The organism is Bacillus sp. FSL K6-0138, from assembly GCF_037982765.1.
GTDB classification, from domain to species: domain Bacteria; phylum Bacillota; class Bacilli; order Bacillales; family Bacillaceae; genus Bacillus; species Bacillus glycinifermentans.
In genome coordinates this window covers 631843-646873 of the sequence record NZ_CP150286.1, presented here as the reverse complement: position 1 = coordinate 646873, position 15031 = coordinate 631843, and the positions used below count along the sequence as shown (strand labels likewise).

Below are 15031 nucleotides of genomic sequence, written 5' to 3'. Positions count from 1 at the left end.
TTATTCCTCCAATGAAACGATTTTTCGGTCTGTCATTTCCAACGCGGTTTGAATTCCTTTTTGCAGGGTATTTTTCGTAATAACCTGAGTTAAATCAATGCCTAAATTCACAATCGTCTGCGCGATTTCCGGGCGGATCCCTACAAGCAGGCATTTTGCGCCCACCAGTCTGACGGCTTCTGATGCCTGTATGATGTGGTGTGCAACCATCGTATCGACGACAGGGACTCCCGTAATATCGATTAACACCACTTCAGAACGATGTTTGACGACGCCGTTTAACAGGTTTTCCATAATCTTTTTGGCGCGCTCGGTATCGATCGTTCCGACGAGAGGCATCACCGTAATGTTTTCAAAAACCGGGATCAGCGGCGCGGAAAGCTCCTGAAGCGCAACCTTTTGCATGGCGACGGTTTTTTCCCAAGAAATCGCATACTGATTTAAAATCTCGCTGTTGATCGGATCAATAAATTTGTCAATTTCCCATATGAGATCATAACACTGCTGATCTTCGGGACGATCCTTGTTCATGGCGTAGTAGAGCTGCTTCCAAAACGCTGATAAACCTGAAGAAAGAAGCTTTAAAGGAACGCCGATTTGTACCGCTTTGGAAGAAAACTGATAAATATTGTCGACATTCTCATCTTCAGCTTTCAAACCATTCATTAAAATTTGAATATATTCGTTGCTAATTTCATGATACATCTGTCCGGTGAGCTTCGCGTTCGATAATTTGCCGTTCAGGTCTCTCAAAATGACCGCAAAGCTTTCGGCAAGCTCATTTTGATGCTCTGAAATATACGATAATACTAATTCATTCGACACGTTTATCCCCCCAAGTACATACAGTAACAATTTTTGGACTAACATTTTCATTATATCGTTTGTCAATTTTGAACACAAAAAAAGTTGCTCTATCCTCATGAGCAACTTTGTTCCATATTTAAAAATCGATTAGTGCCAAACTGATTTGTAAGGCTTCGTTAACCTTTTCCATCATTTCATCATCGAGATGGGTGATTTTGTCCGTTAATCTTTGCTTATCAATCGTCCGGATTTGTTCGAGCAATATAACGGAATCTCTTTCAAAACCATAGCGTTTCGCATCAATTTCGACGTGGGTAGGTAATTTTGCTTTCTGTATTTGGGCTGTTATGGCTGCAACAATAGCAGTTGGGCTGAAGCGATTGCCGATGTTGTTTTGAATCACTAAAACCGGGCGCACCCCGCCTTGTTCTGAGCCAACAACAGGAGATAGATCAGCAAAATAAACATCGCCGCGTTTAACAATCAAATGATTATCCTCCGCTTACTAAGCGCTCTACTGTGTTTTCAGCCTCATACTCTGCAAATTGTGCCTCTGAGGAGATGTTTAAATTGATTTTTGCCATCTCCATATAACCGCGTCTCATCGATTCCCGAATTTGTCGATTTTTGCGTTCACGTAAATACATTTTTGTGGCTTGATAAATCAGTTCATTTCGGCTCCCGTTATCTTGCATGACGACACCATCCAGTTCTGATACTAAAGCTTCTGGCAAGCGAATCATAATTTCAGTTGTAGCGCTGGATTCAGACAAAAACATACACCTCCACGAAACTTACGGATACAACATTTTATCCATTCCAAACATAATCATATCATTAATCTTTCCGCAAGCAAAGCTGTTTTTCAGCTTATCGTTTATTTACGGTAAAATCGGATTCCTTATTTCCATTATACTCCCATTTTCCAAAAACATACGGGGGACCCTTGAACTTATCATGCAGGTAATTTCATAATTAATCGTTTGCAGTTTTTGGGCGATTTCGTCGACTGAAATCGTTTCGTCTTTCTGCTTTCCGATTAAGGTTACTTTTGTGCCGACCGGATATTCTTCTTGAAGGGAGATCATAAACTGATCCATGCAGATTCTGCCGGCGATTTCCTGCCTTTTTCCGTCGATCAGCACTTCGCTTCCGGCAAGGCGGCGGAGCCAGCCGTCCGCATAGCCGACAGGGACGGTCCCGATCCACTCATCATGTTCGGCCGTATACGTCGCACCGTAGCTGACGCTCTCGCCTTTGGCGATTTTTTTCACATGAACGAGCTCTGTATGAAGCGAAAACACTTCCTTCAACGGAAACGGAAGCTCGTCTTTAATCTCGGATGACGGCGACATGCCGTACATGCTGACGCCGAAACGAACCGCGTTAAAGAGCTGCTTCTTAAACCGCATGCCGGCGGCGCTGTTTGACGAATGCACCATCAGCCGGTCGAGCGGAAGCGGTTTGATCAGTTCCTTAAAGCGGTCAAGCTGCATGTTGAAATAATCCGTATCCTTTTCGTCCGCTGTGGCGAAATGGGTGAAGACGCCGCAGCAGTTCACCTTGCTGGACGATTCAGTCATATCCATCATTTCTTTTATTTCATCTTCATTTCTGCAGCCGAGCCGTCCCATGCCTGTGTCGATTTTCAAGTGAAAATCGAGCGGTTCGCCGATGTCACCGATCAAACGAAGCACTTCTTTCAGCCAGCTGACCGAATAGCCGGTGACGGTAATGCGCCGTTTTGCGGCAATGCCGGCATATTCCGGCGGCACCGCTCCGAGCACGAGAATCGGTGCGTCTATCCCTTGTTCCCTTAACGAAATCGCTTCATCCAAAAAGGCCACGGCGAGAATTGATGCACCTTCTGCAAGGGCCGCCTTCGCCACCTGGGCGTCCCCATGCCCGTAGGCATTCGCTTTGACGACCGCCATCAGGTCAACATCCCCGCCGATATGACGCTTCATATTCCGTACATTTTCCTTTAAGGCTGTTAAGTCGATTTCTGCCCATGTCTTTCGATAGAATGGTTTTAAGCTCATACTGACACTTCCTGTTCCTTGTTTCGACTAAGTCTTTCCCCATGATACTAAAAATGCAGCAAAAAGGGAAATGCTGCCTTGTTTTAGACGAGGCAAGCCGGGCAAAAGTTTCTGGAATTATATCCATTTTAAGGTAAAATAAAAACAGCCCGTTCCCCGTATATCGGAGAACAGGCTGTTTGAAATGACAGGGCTATTTTGAGGATTGGCCCTGCATGCTCTTTGCGACCATCAGGAGCTCATCCTGGGAAAGATCGTCAGATGAGATGTAATAATCGACTCCATCATATGTCCAGGACAGTGATTTTTCCGAGAGCGCGCCGACCGTAAAGCCGAGGTCGACCGGCTCGCCGTTCATGGAGACCGATGTTGCCGTTTTGGCGACGCGGGCTTTTTCCTGAATCAGCGTAAACGATTTTTCGCCGCCGTATGTGATGACGATTCTTTTGCCGTCGTCGGTGGCCATTTCTTTTTCTTCAAGCTTTTTCACGCCTTGAGGGACATCGAGCGGCGTCTTGACCGCAAACGTGTCAGACGGTTCAGTGCTTGTCGCTACATCGATTTGCGACAGCGTCATGTTTTTCTTTTCGTCGAACGAGCTTTTGTCTAAAGGCTTATCAAATTCAAAGCTTTCAAACTCAACCTTGACCATGGCTTTCCGGTCCGTATCCATCACCTTTACAGATTGAGGGGCCATATTTTTTTTATGAAAGACGATTTCCTGCATCGGCAGCATCTGGTTATGCTGATAGTTTGTTTTCGTTTCGAAAATATACTTTGAATCCTTCGCTTTAAAGGATGCTTCTCCATCGCCTTTAATGTCTTTCACAAGCGATTCAAACAAATACACCTGGCTGCTGTTGTTGGGCCAATCGCTGTGAAAACGGAAGCTTTTATTCAGGGACGGTGTCAGAACAAATACGCCGTTTTCATTGCGCAAAATCACCTGGCTCTGGTCTTTTTTAGGGTTCTCTAAATAAACCCTGTAAAAGGAAGGCTTTTTGTGCCAGATTTCCACGTTGTACTCTTGCGGCTCATTTCCCGTTTGAATCGTCATTTTTGCTTTTGCTTTATAGGACGTGTATTCTTTTGCCTTATTGTCGAGCCCCCTGACAACATCTTCTTGCGATTTTTGGCCGCAGGCAGAAAGCATTAAGACGACAAGCAGCCCCGTTAAAAGCAAAACAAAGCTTTTTCTCACCTTTTTCAACCCCTTTTTAATCATTGATGTAAAAAGGAAGAAACCGCTTGTTCGACTTTAACGGTACGCTTAGAACAGGGGCCGGCTGAATCGGCATGCGTACCATAAAAGCCTGCAACGACTTGTCTCCCTTATTGCACTACCCAATATATGAGGGAGGCGGGAACAATATGCAGACTAGCATGACAACCTTTTGATTCATTTTTGCCGCGTACTATTTCACAAGATGCTCTCATAAACGTGTTACTATATATGTACGAGATCATTGTAAAGGGGCTTTTGACGAAAGCATGTTTATCAGAACGGAAGATTTCCAGACGTTTATCAGGCTCTATCCGGTTACAACCGCGATATTGGCCCTCCAGCTTGTCATATGGGTTCTTTTTTTAATCCCGCTTCCGACCGTGCAGATGTGGTCCGATTTGACGATAGGTTTTAACTGGGGAATCGCCGAAGGGGAGTGGTGGCGGCTTGTCACGCCGATCTTTATTCATGCCGGGTTTTCCCACCTTCTCTTTAATTCGATATCGCTCTTTTTGTTTGCCCCCGCGCTTGAGCGGATGATGGGGACGCTTCGGTTTCTCGCCGTCTATATCGGCTCTGGCGTAATCGGGAACATCGGCACGTACTTCATCGAACCGCCGGAGTATACGCATGTCGGGGCTTCCGGGGCGATCTTCGGCCTGTTCGGGGTATATTTGTACATCGTCCTGTTTCGAAAAGGGCTCATGGACAGGGCGAATTCACAGATTATCGTTACCATTCTCGCGATTTCGGTTTTGATGACATTCATCAACTACAATATCAACATCATGGCGCATATTTTCGGACTTTTGGGCGGCTTGGCGCTTTCTCCGCCGCTTCTCAAAAAAAAGAGTGACGGTTTTTAGCCGTTCACTCTTTTTTCATAGGAATACCATTCAAAAATGGCTTCCAAATCTTTCTCATCTGCATCCTTTACGGAAAACTTCTCATGCAGCACGTTGGATTTTGTGACCGTATGGATGCTTGCAAGCTTTTTCCTGCGCTGAAAATACGAACGGCTCACCTCGTAAACCTGCATGCGCCTTCGCTGTACGACCGCTGTCGTCCTGCCGATGAACCTGGAAGACATGATCAGCTTTTCGCCGCTTATTTTCCAGCCGGCATCGCGATATGACAAATACCCGATAACCCAGAAAAACAGAATGAGCAAAATGGACAAATACCCCCACGGCGGCAAAAAAACCGAGAGCGGGACCACGGCCAACAGCGGCCAGGAAGCGCGGAACATATAGCGTCTTAAAGCGCGTTTCGGCAGACGGTTCAGCCCTTCTTCAGGAACATATTCGGGGACGAATTGTTCGAGCCGTTTCCTTAACGTTTTCTTGCTTGCGATCGGAAATAAAACCGTCGACTTGTCCTCTTCAGAAACCGTTCCGCCCGCGCTTACGATCGTGACGGAGACGAAGCCGAGCGGCTGCCTGATCAGGCTTTCTTTTATTTTCACAGCCTGGATTCGATGGAGCGGGATCGTCATTTGGTGCTTTTCAATCAGCCCCCTGGAAATGACGATTTCGTTGTTTTTGCGGACAACCTTAAAATCGGTGTACTTCAGCATCATCCCGATGACGCTGAGCAGCCATGCGATGAAAAGGGCCACAAAGATGACAAAGGCGATGACAGTCGCTCCGGCTTTATTTAGAAAGGAAAATTTGTCATACAGCCAGTTCAGGTTGACAATCTCATCAAGCTGGGTATAGATGGCAAATATCCCCGAAATAATAACGCCTATTCCGCTTGAAGTGGAAGCAGCGGCCAAGAGCTCCTTTCCGCTCATTTCGTATGTCATGTCCACAGGCTCTTTTTCATCAGCCTTCCCGGCGCTTTCTTCCTCAAGATCAGCCGGCTCGCCTTCAACAGCATTGATTTCCTGCTTTCTCTCAAAGAGTGCCTGCTTGATGTTTTCCGCTTCAGTCTGGGAAATGGCCGAAAGGATGACCTCAGCTTCTTTTCCGCCTCCGGCCGTTTCGACCTGGAGTTTGACAAGCCTGAAAATTTGCTGGATGATGCCGGCGCTTGTGTTGACCGTTTGAATGCGCTCGATCGGAATGTACCTTTTTTTCTTCGTTATTAGGCCTTCCTCTACCCGCAGTTCATCCTCTTCAATCCGATAGGTGAATTTTCTCCATTTGATAATGCTGCTTGCGACAAGGAAAATGAAAATCAGGCCGACTGCGGCGGACGCTATGATCGTCACCGTATGATTTTTATTCAAAAAGAAGGCGACGCCGAACGGAATGATATAGTTTTTAACTGTTTCGACCAGCCCTGCAAAGAAGTTCAGTATCATTGCCGCGGGATGCAGACGTTTCGGCTCAGACATCATCTTCAGTCACCCTGGCGAGCCTCGAGATGAAATCTCTGAGCTGATCCGCTTCTTCCACATCAAGGGCCGGGATTGAATGGGTCGTGGCGGCGGTTGAAATCTGCACAGATGCCAGATTGTATTTCCTTAATAGCGGCCCCTGTGATGTATCGACATGCTGCACCCTGACCATCGGAACGATCACACGGGTGACGACAAAGATGCCGTGCTGGATATCGATTTCATTTTCGTGAACTTCATAGCGCCAGATCCGGTGGCGGATGTTCGGTATGATAAAAATGATAAAGACGGAAATCCCCAGCCAAACGGCTGCCCCCGCTATCCCGATCCAAATCGGCCATTTAAAGATCACGGTTACCGCAAACAGTCCGGCAGCAATCAGAAACAGGACAAACGATGTGATGCCGGCGCTGATTTTCCATACCTTCACGCCGTTACGGCTGATTTGATTTTTTGGCTCTCTTCTCAACATTAGATTCCCCCAATCCTATGTTCTATTTACGACTTCGCCGCCGAAAATGTTTCATTTTTTAAAAAAGGCGAATCCGTAAAAAAGGATTCGCCTTTTGATTATGAATTATAGGATTTTTTTTGGCGTCTGTCATTTGAAGAACGCTTTTTATCATAGGAAGAACGGTTGTTCTTTCCTCTGTATCCGCCACCGTCTCTCCGCTTTGATGAACGGTGGTGGCTTTTATGCCGCTTCGTTCTGAGGGGCGCTTCTTCTGTCAAACGGACAGGCGTATCATCCGGCTCTTTTGTCATCATTTTGATGGCAGCCGCTACGACCGTTACTGCATCACGGTCTTCCAGCAGTTCAGCCGCTGCAGACATATAGAAGTTCAGGTTGTTTTCTTCCATGATCGTCCGGATGCGGTCAACGGTTACCTGCTGCTGTCCTTCGATAGCCTCGTCAAGAGTCGGCGGTTTCATCCGGTCCATTTTGCGTTTTGTCGTTTGTTCGATGGCACGCAGCATATCCTTCTCACGCGGTGTAATGAATGTCATCGCCATTCCCGTTTTGCCCGCGCGGCCCGTTCTTCCGATACGGTGAACGTAGCTTTCAGGATCTTGGGGAACATCAAAGTTATAAACGTGCGTAACTCCGGAAATATCCAGACCGCGGGCAGCAACGTCTGTTGCGACAAGCACTTCGATTGCGCCTTGCTTGAATTTGCGGAGGGCTACCATCCGCTTCGCCTGTGTCAAATCTCCGTGAATTCCTTCAGCCGTATAGCCGCGCAGGTTCAGCGCTTCCGTCAACTCATCAACGCGGCGCTTCGTACGGCCGAAGACGATCGCAAGCTCAGGAGACTGGATGTCGAGAAGACGTGTCAGCGTATCAAATTTTTTGCGTTCATGCACTTCCAGATAGAATTGCTGAATGTTTGAAACCGTCATTTCCTTCGCTTTTACTTTAATATGCTCCGGATTGTTCATAAAGCGTTCGGCGATCCGCTTAATCGGCGCCGGCATCGTTGCAGAAAACAGCAATGTCTGGTGATCTTCCGGTACATTGGAAAGAATCGATTCGATATCTTCGATGAATCCCATGTTCAGCATTTCGTCCGCTTCATCAAGCACAACGGTATTGACCGTTTGCAGACGCATCGTGCGGCGGTTGATATGGTCGATCAGACGGCCTGGAGTTCCGACGATAATGTGGGGATTTTTCTTGAGCGCGCGAATTTGGCGGCCGATATCCTGGCCTCCGTAAATCGGAAGAACTCGAGCGCGTTTATCCTGTCCGATTTTATATAGCTCTTCAGAAACTTGAATGGCTAATTCACGAGTAGGTGCGATAACAATGGCTTGAATGTTAGGAGACTCGGGGTTGATTTTCTCAACAAGAGGAATGCCAAATGCAGCCGTTTTTCCTGTTCCCGTTTGTGCTTGTCCGATGACATCTTTATTTGCAAGTCCAAGCGGTATCGTTTGCGCCTGAATCGGTGTTGCTTCTTCAAATCCCATGCGTTTAATCGCTTTTGTGAGATCTGAACTTAATTGAAAATCTTGAAACGTTATAGTCAATGTATTCAAACTCCTTCTGCTTACTGTTTCAGTAATGTCGTGTTTCATCAATAAAAACTGCCCTTTATATAAAGGACAGGTTCATACTTATACAAAGCCCGAATTACTTTACATGTTATATTACCATTACGATATGTGTTTTTCAATAAGGCGGACATAAGGGATGCGCTCCCCTCGACCCGTTTTTATCAAGCCGGTGATGCAGCATCATATGTAGCATCCGGCAAATTTACTGTTTCCCGCCGCGGACCGTCTTTCCATCCGCCTTTTACACATTGTAACACAGGCTTTAAAGGGTTTCGACAGTGCGCGTTTATTTTTTTCTTGATCATCCAAGCCCTGCATGTTTATTTTTCCCAATATGTCATGATTTATTTACAGAATCTCCGGATTCTCTTTTCAGAAACGCCTCGACCGTCCGAAAAAGAAATTCGGGGTTTTCCTCAAGACAGATATGGTGGCTGACATCAGGCAGCAGGCAAAGCTCTTTTTCTTTGGAGGGAATCGTTTCGTATAAATAATAGGCGCTTGATAACGGCACGATGGAATCGCGTTCTCCTTGAACGATGAGGACGGGAATATGAAGTTTTTTCAAACCGGGTTTCGTGGCTTTGACGAGCTTGCGGAATTGGAGAGCGGAGGAAACCGGCGTGCTTGTCAGCTTCCGCTTGTATCTTTTGTAAAGCAGATTATCCTCCAGCCTGCCATGAAATGAATCTTTTATCACGCTTTTCAAATCCTGAATCAGCTGTCCGGGACTGATATATTGGGCAGCCGCACTTAAAAGGACAAGGCGGCTGACCGGGTATTTTCCCGCCAAATAAGCAGCGATCATGCCGCCCATCGAAAAACCGATGACATATACGACTTCGCATTCTTTTAGAAGGCGGACGAGTTCGACTTCCGCGCAGGCAATCCATTCCTGATAACAGACCCTTTAAAACCGGCGTTTCCCCGTGCCCCGGAAGCGTGATCATCTCGATCTTCCAATCGCACGTTTTCTTCAAATACGCGGCAAGCGGTTCGATTTCGTACGGAGCTCCCGTAAAACCATGAATGCATAAACACCCGATCATGACCTTTCACCCGTTTTCTTTTTTGGTATACCGTAAAAAAACGATCAAGCTTTTAGTCCTGCAAATCTTTGATAACGTCCTCGAGCTTCATTCCTCTTGATGCTTTCACAAGGATGACATCTCCGGCATTCGCTTTTTCTTTCAGTTCCCGTGTCAGGCTGTCTTTATCACCGGGGCTGAAGTGAAAGACTCTGTTTTCCGGAAAATGTTGAAGCGCCCCTTTTGCAATATATTCACCGAGTTCTCCGTATGCAAATACATACTCGATCACATCCGGATCGATCGATTGCCCGATGTCTTCGTGAAAGGCTTTTTCATGTTCCCCAAGCTCAAGCATGTCGCCGAGAACGAGCAGTTTTTTGCCGTATCCGTCAAGCTGTTCGACGAGCTCGATCGCCGCCTTCATGGACGTCGGGCTCGCGTTGTAGGCATCGTTGATCACGGCAAGGCCGTCCTGCGTTTTCACAAGCTCAAGCCTCATTCCCGTTACTTTCAGCGTTTTCAGGCCCTCGGCGATGTTTGCGCGGCTGACGTTTAATAGATCGCCCGCTGCAATGGCGGCCAAGGCATTCTTGACATTATGCTTTCCGAGGACAGGGATAAAAAATCCGGTGCTGATCCCTTTGACGCGGAAAGATGCGCCTTCTTCCGTCTGCCTTGCGTCCTCAAGCTGATAATCGGCGCCAGGACCTTCTCCGAACGTTTTGGTATGGTATGGCGGATGAACGATTTTTTCAGACAGAAGAGGTTCATCCCCGATATAAATGAGCGTGCCGTCTTTTGAAAGGCCGTTGACAATTTCGAGCTTCGCTTCGGCAATCCCTTCTCTTGAGCCGAGTTCAAGCAGATGCGATTCGCCGATATTCGTAATAACGGCAATATCCGGACGGGCAAGGCGGGTGAGAAAATCGATTTCCCCTTTTGCGCTCATTCCCATTTCAAGCACGGCGATGTCGGTATCTTCCGGCATCGCAAGAATCGTAAGCGGCATGCCGATATGGTTGTTATAGTTTCCTTCTGTTTTGTGCACATTGTATTCGGTATTTAAAACGGCGTGGATCATGTCCTTCGTCGTCGTTTTCCCGTTTGATCCGGTCACGCCGATCACTTGAACATCGAGCTGATCGCGGTAAGTCTTAGCGAGTCTTTGCAGGGCTTCCAGCGTGTCATCGACAATGATGACCGCTCGTCCTTCCGGCGGATTCGGCTCATTCCGATTCCACAGAACGGCAGACACGCCGGCCTGAAAAGCCTGTTCTGCAAAAGCGTGCCCGTTGAACCGCTCGCCTGCAAGCGGAATAAATAATTGTTCTTTTTTTAGTGCTCTGGAATCTGTTGACACGCCTTTGACCAGCCGTTCGCCGAACGCTTCTTCTAGAAGTGTGCCTCCCGCCATCTCGGCGATTTCTTTTACCGTTCTCTTTATCATATGTTTTCCCTCTCTTTCTCCAGCAAGGAAAAGAGACACTATCCGCAAAAAAGATAGTGTCTTGTGCCCCTCGCCGGGATAATCTCGCGGCTTTTCAGCCTGCGTTGTTAAAATGTATATTTAATCTGCTGTTTTTCTTTATGCCGCTCAATCGCTAAATCGACGAGCTTTTCGATCAGGTCGGGATATTCGACTCCAGACTCCTTCCACAGAAGAGGAAACATGCTAAACGGCGTAAATCCGGGCATTGTGTTGACCTCATTGATCAGAATCTTTCCTTCATTCGTCAAGAAAAAGTCCGCCCTGACAAGGCCTGAACCGTCAATCGCCTGAAAAGCCCTGACCGCCATGCTGCTCATCGTGTCGTATTCGTCTTCTGATAAAGAAGCAGGAATAATCAAATCGGTATCTCCGTCTTCATATTTTGCTTTGTAGTCATAAAAGTCCTTTTTCGGAGCGATTTCGCCCGCCACCGAACATGCCGGTTCATCATTGCCAAGAACGCCGATTTCGATTTCGCGGCCGATGACGCCTTCTTCGACGACGATCTTGCGGTCATATTGGAAAGCCAGTTCAAAAGCATGATCGAGCTCTTCGCGGTTCCGGCACTTGCTGATTCCGACGCTTGAACCGAGGTTTGCCGGCTTGACAAAGCACGGATACCCAAGCTCCGCCTCCACTTTTTCATAGCTTTCTTCTTTCGCTTCATTCCATGTTTTTTTCACAAAAGACACATATTTCGCCTGATCCAGACCCGCTTGGGCAAACAGGTGCTTCATGACGACTTTATCCATTCCCGCGGAAGAAGCTAAAACCCCGTTTCCGACATAAGGAACGTTTAATAATTCCAGCATGCCCTGAATCGTGCCGTCTTCTCCGTTCGGCCCGTGCAGAAGCGGAAATACGACGTCAATCGCTTCTTCATCTGTGCCTGACTGTCCAGGGAACATGTCGCGGTTCAGCGCTGCCGGAGAAAATGTCCGCCCCGCCTGTTCAAATTGAAGCATTTTCACATTTGAAACGGGCTCTGTCAGCTGAGGGCCTCTCACCCACTCGCCTTTTTCTGTAATGTAAATCGGATGTATATCAAACTTTTCTGTATCTAACGCTTTCGTAACGGCTAATGCAGTTTGCAGGGACACGTTATGCTCCGCAGATTTTCCGCCGTATACCAATCCTAATCTTGTCTTCAATTCGTACTCCCCCCACTGGATTCATCTTTACTATCTTATCACTTTCCCGGGAAAATGATCTAATGATTTTAGAGCAGCCTGAAAAAAGCATTTATATGTAATTCCATCTCATTTTATATTAAAATGGCATTGAAAAGGAGAGATGGCAATTGAAAAAAATCACTACTGAAGCACAATTTAATGAACTCATCCAATCCGATAAAGAAATCATCGTCAAATTTTACGCAGACTGGTGCCCTGACTGCACCCGCATGAATATGTTTATCGGGGACATTCTTGACGCCTACAAGGACAACGAATGGTATGAACTGAACAGAGACGACCTTCCGGAGCTTGCAGATCAATATCAGGTTATGGGCATTCCAAGCCTTTTGATTTTCAAAAACGGAGAAAAAACCGGCCATCTTCACAGTGCCAATGCCAAAACACCTGAAGAAGTGACTGAATTTCTATCAGAACATATAAGTTAATTCGTTTCATGGCTGCTTTTTATGTCTTTTGGCATGGACAAATTCTGAGTCCATGCCTTACTGCTATCATATAAAAGACGGATCCGGACCTGTATTTGTTTCGACAAATAGTATTTCCCGGGAAACATTAGATGTCAAAAAAGTGCTTGATTCGATCATTAAATTCGGGTAGAATGTGTTTTGTTCCTATTTTGCAATTATTTTTTCTAGTTGTGTGAAGCCCTTGTCGGCTTCTTTTTTTGCGTGTTTAATTGGATAATAATTCATATTATGGTTTTTTGTTCAATATTCTTTAGAGGGTGCCGCTTTACACGGCGCAAACTGGTTTTGTATAATATCATTAATTGATAATGATTATCAATATCAAATAGAATCTGTGTGAGGTGAAGATATGTGCCCCCACAAATGGAAGAAAGAAAAATGCAGCTGATACAGCGGTTCATTCAGCTTGGCATATACAAAAAAGAAGAACGCCATCTTTACGAGTTGTCTTTGAACGAGCTTGAAAGCGAATACGAATCCATTAAGCTTAGAAAGGCGGACTACCATGTCAAAACGAAAGATTAAAACCTATCATCAGCTTGTCGAAGAATATAAAAAAGAAATCACCCGAAGCGAGAAGGAAATGGATATGATTTACGACCGCATCGACCGCAAGCATGAGAACAGGCTGCTTTCCGTTGCTAAAGAAAAGCGGTCATAACATTAAGCCGGACGTTTGTCCGGCTTTTCTAGTTTTCGCCAAACGCAATTCCTGCAAGCTTGGCGATTGTTGCGTCATCCATCGGCGGGTTGTGAAGCCCGGCTCTGACGTCGCGGTAATACCGCTGAAGCGGATTGTTTCCTGAAAGACTTTTCGCTCCGACGACCCGCATCGCTTTGTCGACAACAGCGATCGCTGTATTTGTGACTGCGTGTTTGACGGCCCCGAGCTCTCCGCCTAAAAGGCCGCGGCGTTTTGGATCATCATAAATGCCGGCGACATTGTACAAGAAATGGCGGGCTTTCATCAGCTCCAAATCGATTTCCCCGATATGCCGCTGAACAGCCGGCACGTCTTTGATCGGCCCTTTCAAACTGTTTGGCGAGTAGGCATTTGCAAAATCAACGGCATAATCCCGCGCCGCTTGGGCGATTCCGAGATAGACAGCCGGTATATGCAAAAGCCAGCCGTTGATTTTATCCGTCCGTTTCCCTGTTTGAAGCTCCACAAGCATTGAGTCGTCAAGGCGGACATCTTTCAGCACAAGATCGTGGCTTCCCGTTCCCCTCATCGCGATCATATCCCACGTTTCCTCAATTGACACGCCGTCTGCGTCCTTATGAATCAAAAAGACGCCGATCGCCTGCTTTTCTTCGATCCAAGCGGTGACAAGAAAATAATCAAGAACAGGGGACATCGTCGTAAAGGTTTTTCGTCCGTTTACGATCCAGCCGCCCTCATGTCTTGCGGCATTCGTACCCGGGCGTCCGCCTCTCGTCGGACTGCCGGTCTGCGCTTCGCTGGCCGCCCTGTTGATCAGCGCTCCCTTCAGCGCTTCTTGTGACACTTTCTTAAACACTTCTGGATCCCAGCTGTTTCCTTCAGCCAATTCACCCATGACGCTCAAATGCCAGCCGATGCTGAGAGCGGTCGGTCCGTCTCCCTTTGCCAGCCTTTCCTGAAACAAAAGCATGTCATACAGCGAAATGCCTTCACCGCCAAGGTTTTTCGCAACGGTCAGCGCTGTATACCCGGATTCTCGCAATTGCCGAATATTGTCTTCCGGAAAAAGAGCATGTTCATCATAATAAGCGGCCGTTTTCGCAAATTCATCAGCCAGTTTTCCGATCTTACTGAGCCATTCCTGCTGTTTTTCGTTTTTTACAAATAGTGTGCACACACGGCAACCTCCTGACATTATTCCGATCAATTTAATATGATTATAGTTTGAGAAAAGCCGATCTTGCAACCGATAACCGCCAGACAGCAAAAAAGCACGCTCTCAAGGGCGAGGCGCACTTTTCTGTTTATGCGGTTTGACCGCCGCGTCCGTCCATCTTCATTCCGAGATATATCAGCATGTATGTCAAGTACCCCATCGTGATGACGAGACCGCCGAAGAAAAAGTCGGAGAATAGCGGTTCTTCATAAGCGGCGATGCCGGCAAGCGCGATCCAGCTTGCATACAGATAGCCGATAAAAAAGCGGACGCCGTTTTTTAATTTATACAACATCAACAAACCTGCAAGCGAAAACAATCCGAGTGCAAGCCTAAAATAGACAAGGTGGTCAAAATGAAAAGCAAACGTGACAAATGAAAATGACAGCAACAGAATTATCGGTAATGCTGTAATGAATTTTCGCATCGTCTGTTCAACTCCTATTTCCTTATTATAAGGAAAATAGGAAAATTAAACTGTAGACGCGACAT

At 46.7% G+C, this 15031-nt stretch carries 16 protein-coding genes and 1 pseudogene; 4 read left to right on the top strand and 13 right to left on the bottom strand.

Annotation, left to right across the window (positions count from 1 at the left end; all coding sequences use genetic code 11):
• The 5 genes from MHB78_RS03410 to MHB78_RS03390 all read right to left on the bottom strand — a co-directional run bounded on the left by MHB78_RS03410 (window position 1) and on the right by MHB78_RS03390 (window position 4059).
• Window positions 1-825, bottom strand: a complete 825-nt coding sequence (locus tag MHB78_RS03410) for an RsbT co-antagonist protein RsbRA (protein ID WP_046132198.1) — start codon at window positions 823-825, stop codon at window positions 1-3.
• A gap of 118 nt (window positions 826-943) precedes the next feature.
• On the bottom strand, window positions 944-1294 hold the full coding sequence (ndoA, locus tag MHB78_RS03405; protein ID WP_003179128.1) for a type II toxin-antitoxin system endoribonuclease NdoA: 351 nt from the start codon (window positions 1292-1294) through the stop codon (window positions 944-946).
• Between the two features lie 4 nt (window positions 1295-1298).
• Complete coding sequence (locus tag MHB78_RS03400; RefSeq protein WP_026585993.1) at window positions 1299-1580, bottom strand: hypothetical protein; 282 nt, start codon at window positions 1578-1580, stop codon at window positions 1299-1301.
• A 108-nt stretch (window positions 1581-1688) separates the two neighbouring features.
• The gene (alr, locus tag MHB78_RS03395) at window positions 1689-2849 is read right to left on the bottom strand and encodes an alanine racemase (protein WP_046132199.1); all 1161 of its coding nucleotides are present in this window, start codon (window positions 2847-2849) and stop codon (window positions 1689-1691) included.
• Between the two features lie 193 nt (window positions 2850-3042).
• Window positions 3043-4059, bottom strand: a complete 1017-nt coding sequence (locus MHB78_RS03390; protein WP_099047092.1) for an outer membrane lipoprotein carrier protein LolA — start codon at window positions 4057-4059, stop codon at window positions 3043-3045.
• A gap of 281 nt (window positions 4060-4340) precedes the next feature.
• Between MHB78_RS03390 and MHB78_RS03385 the strand changes: the two genes are divergently transcribed.
• A complete protein-coding gene (locus tag MHB78_RS03385) occupies window positions 4341-4940 on the top strand; it encodes a rhomboid family intramembrane serine protease (protein WP_046132201.1) in 600 nt (199 codons plus the stop codon).
• On the opposite strand, the gene MHB78_RS03380 is transcribed toward MHB78_RS03385, so the two are convergent.
• The 6 genes and pseudogenes from MHB78_RS03380 to MHB78_RS03355 form a co-directional block, all read right to left on the bottom strand.
• Entirely contained in the window at window positions 4937-6418 is a 1482-nt protein-coding gene (locus tag MHB78_RS03380) for a PH domain-containing protein (protein ID WP_046132202.1), read from the bottom strand. The genes MHB78_RS03385 and MHB78_RS03380 overlap by 4 nt on opposite strands.
• Window positions 6408-6887 carry a PH domain-containing protein gene (locus tag MHB78_RS03375; RefSeq protein ID WP_046132219.1) on the bottom strand — a complete coding sequence of 160 codons (480 nt, stop codon included), beginning with the start codon at window positions 6885-6887 and terminating at the stop codon, window positions 6408-6410. The genes MHB78_RS03380 and MHB78_RS03375 overlap by 11 nt, the downstream gene beginning before the upstream one ends.
• A 101-nt stretch (window positions 6888-6988) precedes the next feature.
• Window positions 6989-8449 carry a DEAD/DEAH box helicase gene (locus MHB78_RS03370; RefSeq protein WP_046132203.1) on the bottom strand — a complete coding sequence of 487 codons (1461 nt, stop codon included), beginning with the start codon at window positions 8447-8449 and terminating at the stop codon, window positions 6989-6991.
• Between the two features lie 364 nt (window positions 8450-8813).
• Window positions 8814-9525 (bottom strand): annotated as a pseudogene (locus MHB78_RS03365) (alpha/beta fold hydrolase).
• Window positions 9526-9577: 52 nt separating this feature from the next.
• On the bottom strand, window positions 9578-10954 hold the full coding sequence (gene murF / locus MHB78_RS03360) for a UDP-N-acetylmuramoyl-tripeptide--D-alanyl-D-alanine ligase (protein ID WP_046132204.1): 1377 nt from the start codon (window positions 10952-10954) through the stop codon (window positions 9578-9580).
• A gap of 107 nt (window positions 10955-11061) precedes the next feature.
• A complete protein-coding gene (locus tag MHB78_RS03355) occupies window positions 11062-12147 on the bottom strand; it encodes a D-alanine--D-alanine ligase (RefSeq protein ID WP_046132205.1) in 1086 nt (361 codons plus the stop codon).
• A gap of 149 nt (window positions 12148-12296) precedes the next feature.
• Between MHB78_RS03355 and MHB78_RS03350 the strand changes: the two genes are divergently transcribed.
• The 3 genes from MHB78_RS03350 (at window position 12297) to fbpB (ending at window position 13320) form a co-directional block, all read left to right on the top strand.
• Window positions 12297-12617 (top strand): thioredoxin family protein, encoded by a 321-nt coding sequence (locus MHB78_RS03350; protein ID WP_046132206.1) that lies wholly within the window; start codon window positions 12297-12299, stop codon window positions 12615-12617.
• Window positions 12618-13022: 405 nt separating this feature from the next.
• Entirely contained in the window at window positions 13023-13184 is a 162-nt protein-coding gene (locus tag MHB78_RS03345) for a Fur-regulated basic protein FbpA (RefSeq protein ID WP_046132207.1), read from the top strand.
• Window positions 13165-13320, top strand: a complete 156-nt coding sequence (fbpB, locus tag MHB78_RS03340) for a Fur-regulated basic protein FbpB (RefSeq protein WP_046132208.1) — start codon at window positions 13165-13167, stop codon at window positions 13318-13320. Before MHB78_RS03345 ends, fbpB begins: the two co-directional genes overlap by 20 nt.
• 28 nt (window positions 13321-13348) lie before the next feature.
• On the opposite strand, the gene MHB78_RS03335 is transcribed toward fbpB, so the two are convergent.
• Together MHB78_RS03335 and MHB78_RS03330 are read right to left on the bottom strand one after the other, a co-directional pair.
• The gene (locus tag MHB78_RS03335) at window positions 13349-14518 is read right to left on the bottom strand and encodes an acyl-CoA dehydrogenase family protein (protein WP_046132220.1); all 1170 of its coding nucleotides are present in this window, start codon (window positions 14516-14518) and stop codon (window positions 13349-13351) included.
• Between the two features lie 109 nt (window positions 14519-14627).
• A complete protein-coding gene (locus MHB78_RS03330; RefSeq protein WP_046132209.1) occupies window positions 14628-14966 on the bottom strand; it encodes a hypothetical protein in 339 nt (112 codons plus the stop codon).
• Window positions 14967-15031 lie beyond the last annotated feature (65 nt).

Excerpts from the sequence above, each read along its gene's own strand:
- MHB78_RS03335 (WP_046132220.1), bottom strand. The coding sequence starts at position 14,518 with ATGTCAGGAGGTTGCCGTGTGTGCACACTATTTGTAAAAAACGAAAAA.
- MHB78_RS03380 (WP_046132202.1), bottom strand. The coding sequence starts at position 6,418 with ATGATGTCTGAGCCGAAACGTCTGCATCCCGCGGCAATGATACTGAAC.
- MHB78_RS03345 (WP_046132207.1), top strand. The coding sequence starts at position 13,023 with ATGGAAGAAAGAAAAATGCAGCTGATACAGCGGTTCATTCAGCTTGGC.
- MHB78_RS03330 (WP_046132209.1), bottom strand. The coding sequence starts at position 14,966 with ATGCGAAAATTCATTACAGCATTACCGATAATTCTGTTGCTGTCATTT.
- MHB78_RS03385 (WP_046132201.1), top strand. The coding sequence starts at position 4,341 with ATGTTTATCAGAACGGAAGATTTCCAGACGTTTATCAGGCTCTATCCG.
- murF (WP_046132204.1), bottom strand. The coding sequence starts at position 10,954 with ATGATAAAGAGAACGGTAAAAGAAATCGCCGAGATGGCGGGAGGCACA.
- fbpB (WP_046132208.1), top strand. The coding sequence starts at position 13,165 with ATGTCAAAACGAAAGATTAAAACCTATCATCAGCTTGTCGAAGAATAT.
- alr (WP_046132199.1), bottom strand. The coding sequence starts at position 2,849 with ATGAGCTTAAAACCATTCTATCGAAAGACATGGGCAGAAATCGACTTA.